Source organism: Mesorhizobium sp. NZP2298, assembly GCF_013170825.1.
In the GTDB taxonomy this organism is placed as follows: Bacteria; Pseudomonadota; Alphaproteobacteria; order Rhizobiales; family Rhizobiaceae; genus Mesorhizobium.
This window is the reverse complement of record NZ_CP033365.1, coordinates 5974397-5991242: the sequence shown is the minus strand read 5'-3', so window position 1 is coordinate 5991242 and position 16846 is coordinate 5974397. Positions and strand designations below refer to the sequence as shown.

13 protein-coding genes are annotated in these 16846 nt (G+C 60.8%); 10 read left to right on the top strand and 3 right to left on the bottom strand.

All coding sequences use genetic code 11. The features are described 5' to 3' along the window. Nucleotides 1-36 precede the first annotated feature (36 nt). The 5 genes from EB231_RS28820 to EB231_RS28800 all read left to right on the top strand — a co-directional run bounded on the left by EB231_RS28820 (nucleotide 37) and on the right by EB231_RS28800 (nucleotide 7659). Complete coding sequence (locus EB231_RS28820; protein ID WP_172351800.1) at nucleotides 37-2232, top strand: flotillin family protein; 2196 nt, start codon at nucleotides 37-39, stop codon at nucleotides 2230-2232. Between the two features lie 28 nt (nucleotides 2233-2260). Further along, nucleotides 2261-2725, top strand: coding sequence for a hypothetical protein (locus EB231_RS28815; RefSeq protein WP_172351799.1), 465 nt, complete (start codon nucleotides 2261-2263; stop codon nucleotides 2723-2725). Then, complete coding sequence (locus EB231_RS28810; RefSeq protein WP_172351798.1) at nucleotides 2722-4599, top strand: hypothetical protein; 1878 nt, start codon at nucleotides 2722-2724, stop codon at nucleotides 4597-4599. The genes EB231_RS28815 and EB231_RS28810 overlap by 4 nt, the downstream gene beginning before the upstream one ends. Before the next feature lie 7 nt (nucleotides 4600-4606). Next, the gene (locus EB231_RS28805) at nucleotides 4607-5557 is read left to right on the top strand and encodes a LysR family transcriptional regulator (protein WP_172351797.1); all 951 of its coding nucleotides are present in this window, start codon (nucleotides 4607-4609) and stop codon (nucleotides 5555-5557) included. 617 nt (nucleotides 5558-6174) lie between these two features. Continuing rightward, the gene (locus tag EB231_RS28800) at nucleotides 6175-7659 is read left to right on the top strand and encodes an NAD-dependent succinate-semialdehyde dehydrogenase (protein WP_172351796.1); all 1485 of its coding nucleotides are present in this window, start codon (nucleotides 6175-6177) and stop codon (nucleotides 7657-7659) included. Between the two features lie 350 nt (nucleotides 7660-8009). Here EB231_RS28800 and EB231_RS28795 read toward each other — a convergent pair whose 3' ends face one another. From EB231_RS28795 to EB231_RS28785, 3 genes are read right to left on the bottom strand one after another with little or no spacing between them, the layout of a single operon-like run. Further along, a complete protein-coding gene (locus tag EB231_RS28795) occupies nucleotides 8010-8834 on the bottom strand; it encodes an alpha/beta hydrolase (protein ID WP_172351795.1) in 825 nt (274 codons plus the stop codon). A 10-nt stretch (nucleotides 8835-8844) separates the two neighbouring features. Further along, complete coding sequence (locus EB231_RS28790; RefSeq protein ID WP_172351794.1) at nucleotides 8845-10323, bottom strand: NAD-dependent succinate-semialdehyde dehydrogenase; 1479 nt, start codon at nucleotides 10321-10323, stop codon at nucleotides 8845-8847. A gap of 17 nt (nucleotides 10324-10340) precedes the next feature. Then, nucleotides 10341-11567 (bottom strand): iron-containing alcohol dehydrogenase, encoded by a 1227-nt coding sequence (locus EB231_RS28785; RefSeq protein WP_172351793.1) that lies wholly within the window; start codon nucleotides 11565-11567, stop codon nucleotides 10341-10343. Nucleotides 11568-11777: 210 nt separating this feature from the next. On the opposite strand from EB231_RS28785, the gene EB231_RS28780 reads away from it, so the two are divergent. The 5 genes from EB231_RS28780 (at nucleotide 11778) to EB231_RS28760 (ending at nucleotide 16742) form a co-directional block, all read left to right on the top strand. Further along, the gene (locus EB231_RS28780; RefSeq protein ID WP_172351792.1) at nucleotides 11778-12479 is read left to right on the top strand and encodes a GntR family transcriptional regulator; all 702 of its coding nucleotides are present in this window, start codon (nucleotides 11778-11780) and stop codon (nucleotides 12477-12479) included. A gap of 11 nt (nucleotides 12480-12490) precedes the next feature. After that, nucleotides 12491-14086 (top strand): sugar ABC transporter ATP-binding protein, encoded by a 1596-nt coding sequence (locus tag EB231_RS28775; RefSeq protein ID WP_172351791.1) that lies wholly within the window; start codon nucleotides 12491-12493, stop codon nucleotides 14084-14086. Next, the gene (locus tag EB231_RS28770) at nucleotides 14083-15072 is read left to right on the top strand and encodes an ABC transporter permease (RefSeq protein WP_445299327.1); all 990 of its coding nucleotides are present in this window, start codon (nucleotides 14083-14085) and stop codon (nucleotides 15070-15072) included. Before EB231_RS28775 ends, EB231_RS28770 begins: the two co-directional genes overlap by 4 nt. A gap of 56 nt (nucleotides 15073-15128) precedes the next feature. Continuing rightward, nucleotides 15129-16079 carry a substrate-binding domain-containing protein gene (locus tag EB231_RS28765; RefSeq protein ID WP_172351789.1) on the top strand — a complete coding sequence of 317 codons (951 nt, stop codon included), beginning with the start codon at nucleotides 15129-15131 and terminating at the stop codon, nucleotides 16077-16079. A 69-nt stretch (nucleotides 16080-16148) separates the two neighbouring features. Then, nucleotides 16149-16742 (top strand): DJ-1/PfpI family protein, encoded by a 594-nt coding sequence (locus tag EB231_RS28760; RefSeq protein ID WP_056565099.1) that lies wholly within the window; start codon nucleotides 16149-16151, stop codon nucleotides 16740-16742. Nucleotides 16743-16846 lie beyond the last annotated feature (104 nt).

The following is a 16846-nucleotide window of genomic DNA, read 5'->3' as shown; positions in this document are numbered from 1 at the left end:
CTGTTCGGCGCCTGCGGTTAAGTGGAGGATCTTCCAATGAATGGCTCAGATGTGATCGCAGTCGTTATTCTCATAACGATCATCATCGCGATCGGTGTCTATCTGCTGCACTGGCTTTACAGACACTCGTCAAAAGATCAGTCCTTCGTCCGGACCGGCCTCGGGGGCGAGCGAGTGGTCATGGGCGGTGGTGCGCTGATCATTCCGATCGTCCACGACATCACTCGCGTCAACATGAACGCGATCCCGGTGGAAATCAGGAGGCTCGGCGAGCAATCCCTGATCACCAGGAACAAAATGCGCATCGATATCATCGCAGAGTTCTTCGTACGGGTCGTGCCGACGGAAGCCGGTGTCTCGACCGCCGCCCGGACGCTCGGCGAGCGCACCCAGAATCCGGCCGCGCTAAAAGAGATCGTTCAGGGCCGGTTCGTCGACGCAATGTCGGCCATCGCTTCTACAATGACGATGGATGAGATCCACACCAACCGCGGTCGTTACATGAGCGAGGTCGCCGCTCTGGCCGCGACAACTCTCGGCTCCAACGGTCTCGAGCTTGAAAACGCCTCGCTGACCAACCTCAACCAGACCGCCATTTCTGTATTTGACCCGTCCAACGCGTTCGATGCTGAAGGACTGACGCAGCTGACCGAGCAGATTGAAGAGCGCCGTCAGCTCCGCAACCGCATCGAAAACGAATCGCGGATCGGCATCAAGCTCAAGGATTTCGAGACGGAGCAACGGGCTCTGGAGATCGAGCGTGACCTTGAGTACGCCCGCATTGAACAGACACAGGCAATCGAAATCCGCAAGGCCTCCCAGCTGGCGGAAATCGAGGCAGAGCGGTCCAGTTCCACGATCAGTATTCAAAACGCCAGGATTCGCAGCGAGCAAGAAGGCGAGCGGATCCGGATCGCCAAAGACCGGCTGATTGATTCCGAACGGATCACTACCCAGTCGGAGGTGCGGTCGCTGGAGATCAAGAAACAGCAAGAGACTGAATTGACGGAGATCATGTCGCGCCGCGAGCTCGAGATGCGACGGATCCAGAACCGCCGGGAAGTCGAGGCTGAGAGGATCGAAAACGAGCAGCATGTGAAGGAGTCGGAAATCCGGTCGCGACAGGAGTTGTCAATTATTGAGACGACGTCATCGGCCGAGATCGACCAGGCCAAACTGCAGAGCCAACGGGTCACCGAGACACACCGTATCGAAACCGACAAAACCATTGAATTGCTGGCTGTGGCGAAGTCAAAGGAGGTTCGCATCAGCAATGAGCTTGCCGAAGCGGACCAGGAAAAGGCGCGCCTGCAGAAGCGCTACGATGTCGACGTCGAACGCTTGAGGGTTGACGAGGAAATCGTGCAACTCGAGATCGAGAAAAACCAGAAAATCAAGCTTGCCGAGACCAAGGCATTCCAAGAAATCCAGGACGCGTCGATCGAGGCCAACCGCCAGATTGATGAGCTGCGCATCGCGGCGCGGAAGTTTGTCGATAAGTATGAGATCGAACAGCAGAAGGAGGTTGAAATCGTCGACAAGGAACGGCTCATCGCGGTGATCAACAAGTCGATCGAGGAAGCCTACGCGAAGACGGAAGCCGCGGAAGCCCTGAAAAAGCAGGTTGAACAGGAAGAGCAGGTCAACAGCGCACGCGAACAAGAGGTGGCCGAACGCATCAAGCGGATCGAGCTTATCCAGTCTTCGTCCAGGATCGAGCGCGACGCCCAACGCGTGGTCTCTTCGGCAAAAGCCGAGAAGGAAGCTACGGAACTAAGGGCGCAGGCGGAAATCGCCGAGTCCAACGCAGCCGAAATCCGCTACGCCAAAGACGCCGCCGGGCAGCGCATGCTCAACGAGTCGGAAAACACCCGTTCGGACGCCAGCAGGCGGAGTGCCATCTACGAGAACCTCGTCAGCAATCTGCCGAGTATTATTCGCGAGACGGTCAAGCCCATGGAAAATATCGAATCTATCAAGATCCTGCAGGTCGATGGACTGCCAGGCCTCAACAGTCCCTCGGAAACGGCTGGCGCGGGCAATGGCGGCTCGGGTGGCGGCAACATGACGGACCGCGTCGTGAACTCCGCCATGAAGTACCGCACCCAGGTAGCGTTCGTAGATGGGCTCATGAAGGACCTCGGGCTGCCGATCGAGAATCTCGGGAGCGCGGGCGGGATGTCGTTCCGCAACTTCCAGGGGCCGGATGCTCCCAAGGACAAGGACGACTGAACGCGACCCGCTTTAGCGAGAACCTTTCATGACCCCGCTCGGCCCAAATGAAACGCTAGACCGCCACGCCCTGGTTATGGCGTGCTGGTTGGCAGCGGCCCTGCCGGCCGCATTCTTGTTTGACTACGGATTCGGCCAAGGCGGGGCGCCTTATCTCCTCTCCGGGTTCGCGATTATTCTGGCGGGATTTGTGGCGCATGTGATCGTAAATGCTGTTTACGGCACAGGGTTCTCGCCCCGCGAATTGGGACTTGGCCTCATCATCTATGGATTCGGCCTCGTCCTTTTCGTGGCTCTGTCGCTCGTTGGGGCGCCATTGGCCGCGCATAACTTCATGCCGCTCAGCGTCGGCTTTATCACCACAGGGGCCGTGGTGATTTTCTACCTGATCATCCGGTATGGAGCGCGACAGGCATTTGAAGGGTTCGACGCCATCCGCGACTTCCGTTCGGGTGACCGAGATCCAGCCCGTTCGACGGGAGGCTCCGAATGACCTCCCTGCTGGTTTCCATACTCGTCATCGTTGCGGTCTTCGGTCTCTATCTTGCAACCATCAGCGGCCGTCACACCCAGCAGGCGTCTGACTTCGTGGATGGCGGTCAATCATTGCCGCCTTGGGTGATCATCTTCGCTGGTGCCGGCATTACCTTGGCAAGTCTTAGCCTTTCGGACCACCTGGTTTTGCTCTCCACCTTCGGCCTGCAATACAATCAGGTTGCTGTCGGGATCATCTGTGTTGCCCTCGTTGCGGCCCTCACGCAGAAGCGCCTTTGGCTCGCTTCGAGACTAACCTCGTTGCGAACCCTGGGTGACCTGCTCGGCGATTATTTTGGTAGCACCACCCTGCGTATTTTCATGCTTGTCTTGTTGTTTCTCTTCACCATTCCGTTCGCGGCGATGGCTCTGTCTCAGGCGGGCGAACTGGTGGACGCTTCAACCGCGGGCGACATCCCGTCCGGGCTTGCAATCTGGGCGATTGCGTTTGCACTCTTCGTTTGCAGCGTGATCGGCGGCTGGCGCGGCACCGCCTATTTCGTTGCCGCCCAGTCCTTGCTGGTCCTGGCCCTCCTTCTGTTCTTCGGCGGTTTCACGGGCTTCACGGTTGGCAAGCTCGCTTTTACCGCTGGCGGCATTGCGACAACCGGGGGCGTGCTGCCCGACATGATCCCCGGAGTGATCCAGTTCACGGCCGGTATCGGCAAGGAACTCCCGATCGGAGGCATCTGGACGACGTTTGCGGGATTGACGTTCGCACTCTCTTTGGGCGGCATCGCCATCAGTCCCGGGTTCAGCTTCCTCGGCATGACAAGTAAGCCGCATCGCGGCTTTGCATTTGGCCAGGTCTGGATGATCGCGGGGGTCGCGGCCGGTGCACTGATATTGGTAGGGCCGATCCTGGCGGGCGAGATCGCGGCAGGAGGGTCCCTGACCGCCTTCACCGCGCGCCTGGCATCGCTCGACCAGATGGTGGCGGTGGGCTTCATTGTTCTTTTGGTGGCGGCATCCCAAATCGCCGTGGCGTTCTTCGCCGGATCGGGTGCTTCCATTTGCACGGTCGAACTCACTTCCCGCTACATTGTTCCGGGCATGGACCAACGCACGACGCGGTTTGCCGCACGCGTAACCTTAGCCCTCGTCTATGGCGCCGTCGCCATCGCCGCGAGTTATGCGCCGCTTGGCGCGACGATCTTTTCGTCTCTCACGCTCAGTCTATCCGTGCAGCTCCTGCCGGCAGTATTAGGCCTTTGCTGGGTGCGTTGGATTAGCCGTAGCGGTGTGTTGACGGGGCTAATTGTCGGAGGTCTCTTCGTGGTGTTTACAGAGAGCTTTGGCTTGGCCCTGTTCGAGCGACTGTTCATCGACCTGCCGTGGGGCCGTTGGCCTCTATCGGTGCATTCGGCCGGATGGGGGCTGATCCCGAATTTTGCGGCGTGCCTCCTGGTCTCTCTGTTCACGCGAAGTGGTGCTGAAAGAGATCGCAGGGACCGCCTCCACGATGCATTTGAAAAAAGCCAACCGGCGCGCAATGGCAACCCTGCGGCCACGACCGCGAAATGGTCGCTGACCCTGCTCTGGGCGTTCTTCGCGCTCGGGCCCGGCGCGATCCTCGGCAACAAGTTCTTCAGCGAGCCAATTTTTGCCGGAACTGTCGTGGCGCCGGGCGTGCCATCGCTGCTAATCTGGCAGGTCCTGTTCTGGTTCGTCGGCGTCTTCATCGTGTGGTGGCTAGCCTATCAGGGCCGGCTATCCGTGATAGATCAACTGCCGCGCCACCAGATCAACCTTGTGCCTGACGTCAACCCCCTGTTTGAGCCAACCACGACGCCGTGGATTGCCCGGCTCCTTGACCGTGTCACGGGCAGGTAGCGGGGAGATGGATGGCATCGATCTCAGGCGCCTGCGCTATTTCATTGCGGTGTGCGAGCACGGGGGATTTTCTCGCGCGTCCCAATCCATCGGCGTAGCGCAGCCTTCGCTGACGCGGCAGATCAAACTGCTTGAGAAGGAGGTTGGGGTTTCCCTGATCAACCGCAGCGGACGGGGCGCCGAGCCCACGGCAGAAGGCCGGTTCCTGCTGGGCCAATCCCGCCTTCACATTGATGGCCTGGATGACGCCGTTCGCGAGATGCGTCGGCGTTCCAATGGACTGAAAGGCGAGATATCGCTGGGCATCTGCCCAACTATCGCTTCGCTGTTCCTTGAGGACATCCGCAGTTTCGTCGGAGGTCAATGTCAGGGCGTGACACTGAACGTGGTCGAGGCCTACAGCGGCGACCTCGCCAGCCTCATGCGTGGCGGACGTCTCGACGCCGCGCTTACCTATCGACCTACTTCGCCGGAAAGGCTCGATATCATCGATCTGTTCTCAGAGCGCCTTGTACTTGTAACGTCCTATGCCGGTGTGAAGCTCCAACCACCACGCCAGCTCGGCGATATCAGCCGTCTGAAGCTGATCCTCCCCAGCGAAATCCATGAGTTGCGGCGAATTATCGATCGGGTCTACCGGGCAAGGGGCATTGCCCTCAAGCCAGAGCTGGAACTCGATTCCCTTGGCGCGGTCAAAACCGTGATCGCGGATAAGGCCACGCAATATGCAACCATTCTGCCTCACTCAAGCGTGGCCCGTGAACTCTCTCAACACGCATTAAGTGCCTCCGCCATCGCCGACAGGGACATGACGCGAACCATCGCCCTGGTGCGGCCGCAGGAAAGCGCTGCCCAGCATGTCGTCCTCCCCGTCCTGATTGGCGAAATCCGCCGGTTGGCGCAGCGGCTGAAGAAATCGCAGGGTAGCGCGGACACGGTGTCATTGGGGCAGGGCTAGAATAGAGCTCAATTCGAGGCATTGCCTCGTGGTCCTACCATCACATCGTAGGGAGCCGGATTGGACCTTCGTCAGCTTGAATATTCTCGAAAGTCGTTGAGAGCGGCTCATTCTCCAAGGCAGCGACGTAACTGCACGTGGTGCAGCCTTTGCCAGCTCTTCGATACAGGAAGTGGACACCTTTCAGGGTTGGTGGCGAACGGCCGAGTGTGCCGTTTCGCTATATCTCCCATTACAAAACGCTATTTGACGGAGGGACCCCTTCCGATGCGATGGTATCGGAAAAGCAGGATACGGAGCGAGCCATGCCAGGCGCGCTGGAGGGAACGGCCGTTACCTCAATCATGGGGAGCCAAGATCGTAATGGAAACTGCCCCCGGGAAGACCTGTCTCCGCTGCGCGCCACGACACCAAGGGCGATCCCGACAACCCGGTGACGGCGACCGAACTCGTGCAAAAGCCCGCACGCAACTTGTCGCCGGCGGCAGTTCGGAACCGCTCGATACGTTCGCTGGGGCTCTTCGACGCCGCCGGGGATGCTCGTCCCCAAGTCCGTACCGCGCGGAGCGCCTGATGTTTAAGCGCGGGCGCCAGCAATCCAGTAAAGGTGAATGGTCATGGCCGTATCAGCGACGCTCCTAAGCAAGATCAAGGATAGGGACCTGGTCCGCGAAGCGGGATTGATCGGCAACGAATGGCTCGGTCGATCGCGGTCCGGCCAAACCTTCGACGTTACCAACCCGTCAACGAACGAGGTGCTGGCAACATTGCCTGATTTCACACGAGCTGAAATCGCGAAAGCCATCGACGCAGCTCATGTCGCACAGAAGGACTGGGCTGCCCGTACGGGCAAAGAGCGCGCGGCCGTTCTGCGTCGCTGGTACGATCTCACAATCGCGAGTCTGGACGATCTAGCCACCATCTTGACCGCCGAGATGGGCAAGCCGTTCGCAGAGTCGAAAGGCGAAATCCTTTACGGCGCGTCCTACATCGAATGGTTCGGCGAGGAGGCCAAGCGCGTCTATGGTGACACCATCCCCGGGCATGCTCGTGACAAGCGGATCGTCGTAATCAAGCAACCCGTAGGCGTCGTCGGGGCCGTGACGCCTTGGAATTTTCCTTCGGCGATGGTGGCGCGCAAGATCGCTCCGGCCTTGGCGGTCGGTTGTTCGATGGTCTTCAAACCGGCAGCCCTGACCCCTTTGTCTGCCTTGGCACTGGCCGTGCTTGCGGAAAGGGCAGGGGTTCCGGCCGGTTTGCTGAGCGTAGTCCCGATCACCAAGAGTTCGGACTTCGGTGATGAGGTCTGCGAAAACGAAAAGGTACGCAAACTCACCTTTACCGGATCCACTGAAGTCGGCCGCACACTTATGGCGCAAGCTTCGGCGCAGGTGATGAAGCTCAGCATGGAGTTGGGCGGCAACGCACCGTTTATCGTGTTCGACGATGCCGACATCGATGCTGCCGTCGAGGGAGCCGTAGTCTCAAAGTATCGAAATGCCGGACAGACCTGCGTTTGCGCCAACCGCCTATACGTGCAGACCGGCATTTACGAGGAGTTTGCGGAAAAACTTGTCCGTCGTGTGAAAGCTTTCAAGGTGGGCGACGGCTTCGAGGAAGGCACCGAGATCGGTCCCTTGGTCGACGATCGCGCCGTGGCCAAAGTCAGGCGCCACATCGAAAACGCCGTCGCTCATGGCGCCAGCATCGTGGCTGGCGGCCCGGACCACCCCCTGGGGGGCAATTTCATCTGGCCGACCGTCCTGACCGACGTGACGGCCAAAATGGCGGTAGCCCGTGAAGAAACGTTTGGTCCCCTGGCACCCCTGTTCCGTTTCGATGCCGTCGAGGATGTCATTGCCATGGCGAATGACACCGAGTTTGGGCTGGCGGCCTATTTCTACGCCAAGGATATGTCGCGCGTTTGGGCTGTGGCCGAAGCCCTTGAGTACGGCATGGTCGGCATCAACACTGGCCTGATTTCGACGGAAGTGGCGCCGTTCGGCGGCATCAAGCAGTCCGGCTTTGGGCGGGAAGGCTCGAAGTACGGCCTCGATGACTTCACGGAACTCAAATATCTCTGCTTCGGCGGTATCGCTTAACGCACGGCGTGTGGTGCAGGAGACCTGAGCATGCGTCCCGATTAGGGATTTTCTCCAAAAACAGATCATTCCGGTTTTGCTTTTGGTCGCCGCGCCTATCCGCTGCCGCTCGGTGTCCATCACCTGCGCACGCAGGGTTGGTGCTCATGTGTGGAGGTGCATGTGGGATCCCAGGGATTGTTGCATGGAACCAGGGATCAGCACGCGCAAAAGTTCGACCTTCAGCCACATAAGCCCGAGAGCGGACATTCTCCTTCGGCCCCGTTGCGGTCATCTGGGAACTGACGGCAGATGACCCCTCCAGCGCAAGGCGCTCAGTCCGCCCCTGGGTTGCGCGGAACCCAGCCGGACTAGCCGCGCGTCGCTTCGATGATTTCTAGCAGGCGATCGCCAGCTTGCGTGCTGGTGATGCCCAGATCCCGTACGCTGTTCATATGGTTCCGATCTTTCAGGGACAGGTTGCGGACACCGAGCCCGTGCGCGCGCAATCGCGTTGCGAAATCAGCCGCCTGCTTCTGGAATGGCGGCGTTTCTTGGGCGCCTACCACGATCGTCACGTCGGTATCGGGATCGTATCGCCGCGTCATCGGCGTGAAGGCCACAGCCTCCTCGTCGGTGATGCCGATTAGTGGCTTGAGGAAAGACGTCTGCAGCGGCTTCAGGTCGTAGAGGCCGCCCAACAACAGCACTGCATGGATGTGCGAAGGCGCTGGCGTCTTTTCGAACAGGAATGTCGCCAGATGCGCCCCGGCGGAATGGCCGCTGAGGCTTATCCGGCCGGGGTCGCCGCCATAGCTGGCGATGTTGTCCAGCACCCATTGTTTGGCGCGCCGGACCTGATCCACGATCGCCGCCATCCTGACCTCAGGCATCAGCGCATAATCGACGATCACCGCGATCGCGCCAGCCTTGGTCACGGTATCCGCGATATAGGAATAGTCGGCTTTGGAGAACATGCGCCAGTAGCCGCCATGGATGAAGATATGAACCGGAAGATTGCGGCCCCGGGCGGGCGGAAAAAGCAGGTCGAGCTTCTCGGCAGGGTGCTCGCCATAGGCGAGATCGCCGGCCATGGGCAGCGTCGCCCGGGTCGCGGCGCTGCGCGCCACGATATCGGCCACGATGTCGTCAAAATCGGCAACGTGGTCGCGGGTGCGGAAGGGGTCTTTCTGCATGGGATCCCGATCAGAAGGTGACGGCGATGTATTTCGCCTCCATGAATTCGGCGATGCCGTGGTGCTGACCGCCTTCGCGGCCAAGGCCGCTTTGCTTGACGCCGCCGAAGGGCGCCGCTGGATCGGACATCAGCCCGCGGTTGAGCCCTATCATACCGGCCTCGATACCCGACGCCACACGCATTCCACGTCCCACATCGCGCGTATAGATATAGGCTGCAAGGCCATATTCCGTGTCATTAGCGTACGCGATGGCCTGCGCCTCGGTTTCGAACATGGTGATGGGCGCCACCGGCCCGAAGATCTCCTCATGCGCCATGTCGGCTTCTGGCGATACCGCCGAGAGTACGGTCGGCGGATAGAAAAAGCCTTCGCGGTCCAAAATCGAGCCGCCGCAAAGCACCGTGGCTCCCCGCTCCACCGCGTCCTTGACGAGACGGTTGATCTTGTCCACTGCCTTCTTTGTGATCATAGGGCCGCACTCGGTATCGGCATTGGTGCCCGCTCCCACTTTGAGCGCCGCCATGCGTTTGGAAAGCCCGTCAGCGAACCGTTCGTGGATGCCTGACTGGACATAGAGGCGGTTGGCGGCGGTGCATGCCTCGCCGGCATTGCGCATCTTGGCGATCATTGCACCGTCGAGCGCCGCATCAAGATCAGCATCGTCGAACACGACGAAGGGCGCATTGCCGCCGAGTTCCATCGAACAGGAGATGACATGCTTGGCCGCCTCGCCGAGCAAGGTTCGGCCGACTCCGGTTGAGCCGGTGAAGGAGAGCTTCCTGACACGCGGATCGGCCAGCATGGCCGATGTCAACGGACCAGGACTGGTCGTGGTGAGGACGTTGACGACGCCGGCCGGGACCCCGGCCTCACTGTAGAGTGCGGCCAAAGCGTAGGCCGTCAGTGGCGTTTCGCTGGCGGGTTTCAGGATGACCGTACAACCTGCCGCTAGTGCCGGTGCAATCTTGCGGGTCGCCATCGCGGCGGGAAAATTCCAGGGCGTGATCAGCACGCAGATCCCGATCGGCTCATAGTCGACCACGATCCGGTTGGTGCCGGATGGTGCGGTGCCGAATTCGCCGGTGATCCGGACCGCCTCTTCGGCGTTCCACCGAAAAAACTCGGCCGCATAGGCCACCTCGCCACGCGCGTCCCGCAACGCCTTGCCGTTCTCCAGCGAGATCAGCATGGCGAGCGTTTCAGAACGTTCGACCATGAGTTCGAAACATCGCCGAAGGATTTCCGAGCGCTTGCGCGGCGCTGTCTCCCGCCATCCCTTGGCGGCCCTGGCTGCGGCCTCGACGGCAGTTGCGGCATCCTCGAGCGTTGCATCGGGAACCGCCGCGATCACGGCCCCGGAGGACGGATCGACCACATCGATGAGCCGGCCATCGGAAGAGGGGCGCCACGTGCCGTCGATGTAAAGCCCGTGCGAAAACCGGCGCACGTCGTAGCCATCCTGGTCGATTTGCTGGGCAAGGGTCATCGTCTTGTTCCGTTCGTTCAATTGGCGCAGGCCGCGAGATCGCCGTCGTGGGCTGCCTGAACCAGGCGTCGCATGGTGGCGAGATCGAATGGGCGCGGATTGTTCTTGATGAGGCGGTCGATGCCGAGCGCCTGCTCGGCGGTCCAGTCTAGCTTATCAGCGGGTAGGCCAAGATCCGCCAGCGTCGAGGTAATGCCGATCGCTGCGAACAGCCGCCTGATCTCCTCTATGGCAGCGCCGGCCTGCTCGTCTTCACTGCGCCCATTTGGGGAGAGCCCGAGCGCGCGGCCGATCTCGGCCATTTCAGCGGCAGCCACACGCCTGTTATAGGTCATGACGTAGGGCATCATGGTTGCCACACCCAAGCCGTGCGCGGTGTGTGTGAGCGCCCCGGCGGGATATTGCACGGCATGCGCCGCCGCCGTTCCGGCGGTACCGAATGCACACCCTGCCGCCAACGCGCCCATCATCACATCGGCACGCGCATCAGCATCGGTGCCGTCCGTGCAGGCTTTCTGCAGACTGCGACCCAGCAGCTTTATGGCCAGCAGCGCGAAATGATCGGTCAGCGCCGTCTTGCCGATGAACACGTGCTTTTGCGGCAGGTCCGGATCCTCGCCGCGCCGCATGGCGGTGAAAGCCTCGATTGCGTGTGTCAATGCGTCGGCGCCGGCGATCGCGGTCAGCCCGGGCGGACAGGTCATCGTCAGGTCGGGATCGCACAAGGCAACCGCGGCGATCAGATACGGGCTCGATATGCCGACCTTGAGCGTGCGATCAGGATCGGAGATCACCGCGACCGGCGTCACTTCGGAGCCAGTGCCCGCTGTGGTGGGTACGGCGATGAGCGGCAGCGTGGGGCCGGGCACCTTGAACTCCCCATAGTAGTCCTGGAGTTTGCCGCCATGGCTGAGCAGCAAGGTGGTGCATTTGGCAAAGTCGAGGCAGCTGCCGCCGCCGATGCCGATCACCATCTCGGGCCGGAACCCTGTCGCCTCGTCGACGCAGATGCTGACTGTTTCACGCGGTACGTCGGGAAGGACGCGGTCATGCACCAGCACCTCTATTGAGGCGTCCTGGAGCGATTTGACGACCTCCGCGAACACCGCCGTGCCGGCGAAGCGCTCGTCGGTACAGACCAGCGCGCGCCGCCCGAACCTGCTGGCGACTGTCGGCAGCGCATGACGCTGGCCTTTGCCGAAAAGGATTTCACGCGGAAGCCGGAGGGCGGCGAAGAGGCTCATGATGATCTTTTGTCCTTTGACGGCGGCTCAACTGAGAACTGGGAAAGGCTATCGCGACATGTCCGCCACCTGTCGGCGAAGGCTGTTGGACGCGCCGCCGCGACATCCAGGTGACGGTTCAAAAACATATCCGCTTTAAAATCGTATAGGATATAGGATTGCATCGGTCGGAGCATCGTGTTAGCAGTCCTCACTGTCAAGAGGCAAAAAATGCAGACCGCGAACTCAACCGACACGACCGAAACGATTGGCGCAGCGGGGCGTATCCAGCGCTCCAACAGCCTGGTCGAAGATGTCTACGAAGCTATCTTCGCTCAGCTTATGGCGCTGAAGATCGCGCCGGGTTCACGCATCACTGTCGATAGCCTGGTCAAGGAATTCAACGTCTCGCACACACCGATCCGGGAGGCGCTCGGCCGCCTCGAAGGCGAAGGCCTGGTGCTCAAGACGCATCTCATTGGTTACCGCGCAGCACCCCAGATTACCCGCCGCCGTTTCGACGAATTGTACGAGATGCGTCTTCTGCTTGAGCCGCATGCCGCGGCGAAAGCCGCCGCTGCCATGGACGAAGCGAAGCTCAACACTTTGCTGGAAGCGGCCGGCGTGATGTCACGGCGCGAAGGCAAGGACGATCGCCTGCGCTATTCGAATTTCGCCCGGCAGGACGCGATCTTCCACGACAAGATCATGGAGTTTTCCGAAAACGAACTCATTCGGGAGACGTTGAGCCACCAGCACACCCATTTCCATATCTTCCGCCTGATGTACCATTCCCGCGTGACCGAGGAAGCGCTCGACGAACACGAGGCGATTCTCGCCGCATTCGGTCGGGCCGACCCGGACGCCGCCCAAGAGGCCATGCGCGTCCATATCGAGCATTCCCGCGATCGCTTGCTTCCGGCATTCGATTGAGGCTGGAACCGATGTCCATTGCCGCCAATATCGCAGGGGAGGGAGGAAGCACGCTGCCCTCTGGCGACATGCCGGGCGCCGTCGAACCGGTGCTGCGCGCCGGGCACCTGTCGAAACAATACGGCCCGGTGACGGTGCTCGCGGACGTCACGCTCGACGTCCTGCCCAGTGAGATCCACGCCATAATCGGCGAAAACGGTGCCGGCAAATCGACATTGATGAGGCTGCTTTCCGGCTATGTCGAGCCAAGCAGCGGCACCTTGTCGATGAACGGCCACCCGGTGGAATTCACCAAGCCCAGCCAGGCGCAGGATGCCGGCATCGCGCTGGTGCATCAGGAGATCCTGCTCGCCGAGGCGCTGACGGTGGCGGACAATCTGTTTCTCGGGCGTGAGCTTTCGCGCGGCCCGGTCGTGGATGACCGTACCATGCGGCGGTTGGCGGCCGAGAAGCTGGCGCAGATCGGCTGTTTCGTATCGCCGACCGCGTTGGTGCGCGACATCTCGCTGGCCGACCGGCAGATGGTGCAGATCGCGCGCGCGTTGCTCGACGACTACAAGGTGGTGATCTTCGACGAACCGACCGCCGTGCTGACCGGCGGTGAGGTCGAACGGCTGCTGGAAATCGTCCTGCAGTTGAAGGCCCATGGCACCGCAGTGCTCTATATCAGCCACCGGTTGGACGAGGTGCAAAGGCTCGCCGATAAGGTGACCGTGCTGCGCGACGGCAAGATGGTTGGCACCTATCCCGGCAAGACGATGAACCAGATGGACATGGCGCGCCTCATGGTCGGCCGTGAGCTGGCTGCGCTCTACCCCGAAAAGACCGGGGCATCATCCGATATCCCGATGCTGAGCGTCAGGAACGCCACCGTTCCCGGCTATGCCGAGGATGTGTCGTTCACGGTCCACAAGGGCGAGATACTCGGCTTTGCCGGGATGGTCGGCGCCGGCCGCACCGAGCTGTTCGAGGGTATCGTCGGCCTGCGCCCGGCAACCGCCACGGTCGAGCTCGAGGGCAAGCCGGTCCACTTCCAGTCGCAGCGCGCCGCGATCGACGCCGGCATCGGCTACCTGACCGAGGACCGCAAGGGCAAGGGATTGCTGCTGCAGGAGCGCCTGGCACCCAATCTGACACTCTCTGCGCTCGGCGTCTTCCATCCCGGCCTTTCGATAGGCCGCCGACGCGAAACGGAAGCCTTGGAAAAGGCCGTCGAGACCTATGACATCAGGGTGAAAAGCCCGGCCGCAAAGGCGGCTCAACTCTCGGGCGGCAACCAGCAGAAACTGCTTCTGGCCAAGATCCTTTTGACCAACCCGTCGGTGGTCATCATCGATGAGCCGACGCGCGGCATCGATATAGCCAACAAGGCGCAGATCTACGCCTTCATCCACGGTCTGGTCGCCAAGGGGAAGGCCTGCATCGTCATCTCCTCGGAGATGCAGGAGCTGATCGGCATCTGCGACCGCATCCTGGTGATGCGTGAAGGGCATGTCACAGGGGAAGTCAGCGGCGCCGAAATGACTGAAAGCAATGTGGCGCTGCTGGCAACCAGTGGCCCGAAGCCGGGGCCAAAGGCCAAGGGAGGAACAGAATGGCTGTCATGATCGGATCCCCGACGACGCGCCGGATCAGTGATTTGAATCTCACCTGGACCGACGTCGGACCTTTCCTGGCATTGGCTGCCCTGCTCGTAGCGGGCTTTCTCATCAATCCGGACTTCCTCTCGGCCACCAACCTTGCCAACGTGATCACCCGCAGCGCCTTCATCGCGATCATCGCGGTTGGTGCGACGTTCGTCATCTCGTCGGGAGGGCTTGATCTTTCCGTCGGCTCGATGGCCGCTTTCGTCACCGGCATCACGATCATGTTCATGAACGCGATGGCGCCGCATGCCGGCCTCTGGGCCATTCCCGCCGGAATGGTCGTTGCGATCCTGGTCGGGTTGCTGTGTGGGCTCGCCAACGGGCTGATCGTCACGGTCGGCCGGATCGAGCCGTTCATCGCGACGCTTGGCACTATGGGAATTTTCCGGGCGCTGATCACCTATCTGACCGACGGCGGCACGATCCCGATCGACCGGTCGCTGCGCGACGCCTACCGACCTGTCTATTTCGGTACGGTCGCGGGTATTCCGATCCCGATCCTGATATCCATCGCGGTCGCGGCCGTCGCGTCCTTCATCCTCTACAAGATGAAATACGGACGCAAATGCGCGGCTGTAGGCGCCAATGAGGATGTCGCGCGCTATTCCGGCATCTCGGTCATCAAGACCCGCACCATCGCCTACATCGTCCAGGGCGCGTGCGTGGCGATCGCCGCGATCTGCTACGTGCCGCGCCTGGGGGCCGCCACGCCGACCACCGGGCAGCTCTGGGAGTTGCAGGTGATCACCGCCGTGGTGATCGGCGGCACCGCATTGCGCGGCGGCAAGGGCCATGTGTGGGGAACAGTCGCCGGCGCGGTCATCCTGGAACTGATCGCCAACCTGATGGTGCTGTCGGACTTCGTTTCCGAGTACCTCGTGGCCGCCGTTCAGGGCATCATCATCATCATCGCCATGCTCATCCAGCGGTTTTCCAATTCGAAATAGCCCCGTGTCGGGACCACGCGGGAGCCAAGTTTTTGTAGGTCCAATGGGAGAAGAGAATGTTGAGTAGAAAATGGATCGCGGCGGCCGCCCTTGGCTCGCTGCTGCTGGCCGGACACGCCATGGCACAGGACAAGAAGGTCGTCGCGGTGTCGATACCGGCGGCCGACCATGGCTGGACCGCGGGCGTCGTCTATCATGCCCAGCAGGCCGCCAAGGAAATCAACGCGGCTTTCCCGGGCGTGGAAGTAGTCGTCAAGACTTCGCCATCGGCCGCCGAGCAGGTCAGCGCGCTCGAGGATCTGTCCGCCAGCCGCAAACTGGATGCCTTGGTCATCCTGCCATACAGTTCGGAAGAACTGACCCAGCCCGTCAAGGCCATCAAGGACGCGGGAACCTTCATCACCGTCGTCGACCGGGGCCTGACCGATTCCTCGATCCAGGACCTGTATCTCGCCGGCGACAACATCGCGGTGGGCTCCAATACCGCGAAGTTCATGATCGACAAGCTGGGTGGCAAGGGCGATCTCGTGGTGCTGCGCGGCATTCCGACGGTCATCGATGACGAGCGCATCAAGGGCTTTGAGGACACGATCAAGGGCACCGGACTGAAGGTGCTGGACATCCAGTACGCGCATTGGAACAGCGACGAGGCCTTCAAGCTGATGCAGGACTACCTGGCCAAGTATCCGCATATCGATGCGGTCTGGGCCAATGACGACGACATGCTGCTTGGCGTGCTCGAGGCCGTGAAGCAATCGGGCCGGACCGATATCAAGCTGGCCCTCGGTGGCAATGGCATGAAGGACATCGTCAAGAAGGTGATCGATGGCGACGCGATGACACCAGTCGAGACCCCATATCCGCCGTCGATGATCAAGACAGCGATCTACATGACCGTTGCCAATCTAATCGGCCAGGCACCTGTCCGCGGCACCGTCAAGCTCGATGCGCCGCTGATCACCCAGGCCAATGCCAAGGAATACTATTTCCCCGACTCGCCATTCTGATCCGATCCGATTCCCAGAAAGGCAAGGCGCGATCTGCGCCTTGCCGAGCCAAAACCGAGAGGAAGAGCCATGCCAGGCAAAAAGATACTGATGCTGACCGGTGAGTTCACCGAAGAATACGAAATCTTCGTCTATCAGCAGGCGATGGAAGCCGTGGGTCACACGGTCCACGTCGTGTGCCCGGACAAGAACGCCGGAGACGTGATCAAGACCTCGCTGCACGATTTCGAGGGCGACCAGACCTATACCGAAAAGCTCGGCCACTACGCGCTGATCAACAAGACGTTTTCCGACGCTGAGAAGCAGCTCGACCAATACCACGCGGTCTATTGCGCCGGCGGTCGTGGCCCTGAGTATATCCGCACCGACAAGCGCGTTCAGGCGATCGTGCGTCATTTCCATGAAGCCCAAAAGCCTATCTTCACGATCTGCCATGGCGTTCAAATTCTCATTGCAGTCGATGGCGTCGTGCGCGGCAAGAAGGTTGGCGCATTGGGGGCTTGCGAGCCGGAAGTCACACTCGCCGGCGGCACCTACATCGACCTGTCTCCGACGGAGGCTTATGTCGACGGGACGATGGTTTCGGCCAAAGGCTGGACGGCCTTGGCAGCCTTCATCCGGGAATGCCTGAAAGTGCTCGGCACGGAAATCCGGCATAACTAAAGATAGTCCAGGCAGAAAGTACTTGGAGCGGTTCACCACCCTGGTTTGAAGTTGCACCGCTCCAAGTGCACAAAGCTCTGGTCAAGCCGCGCTGGTGATCCATA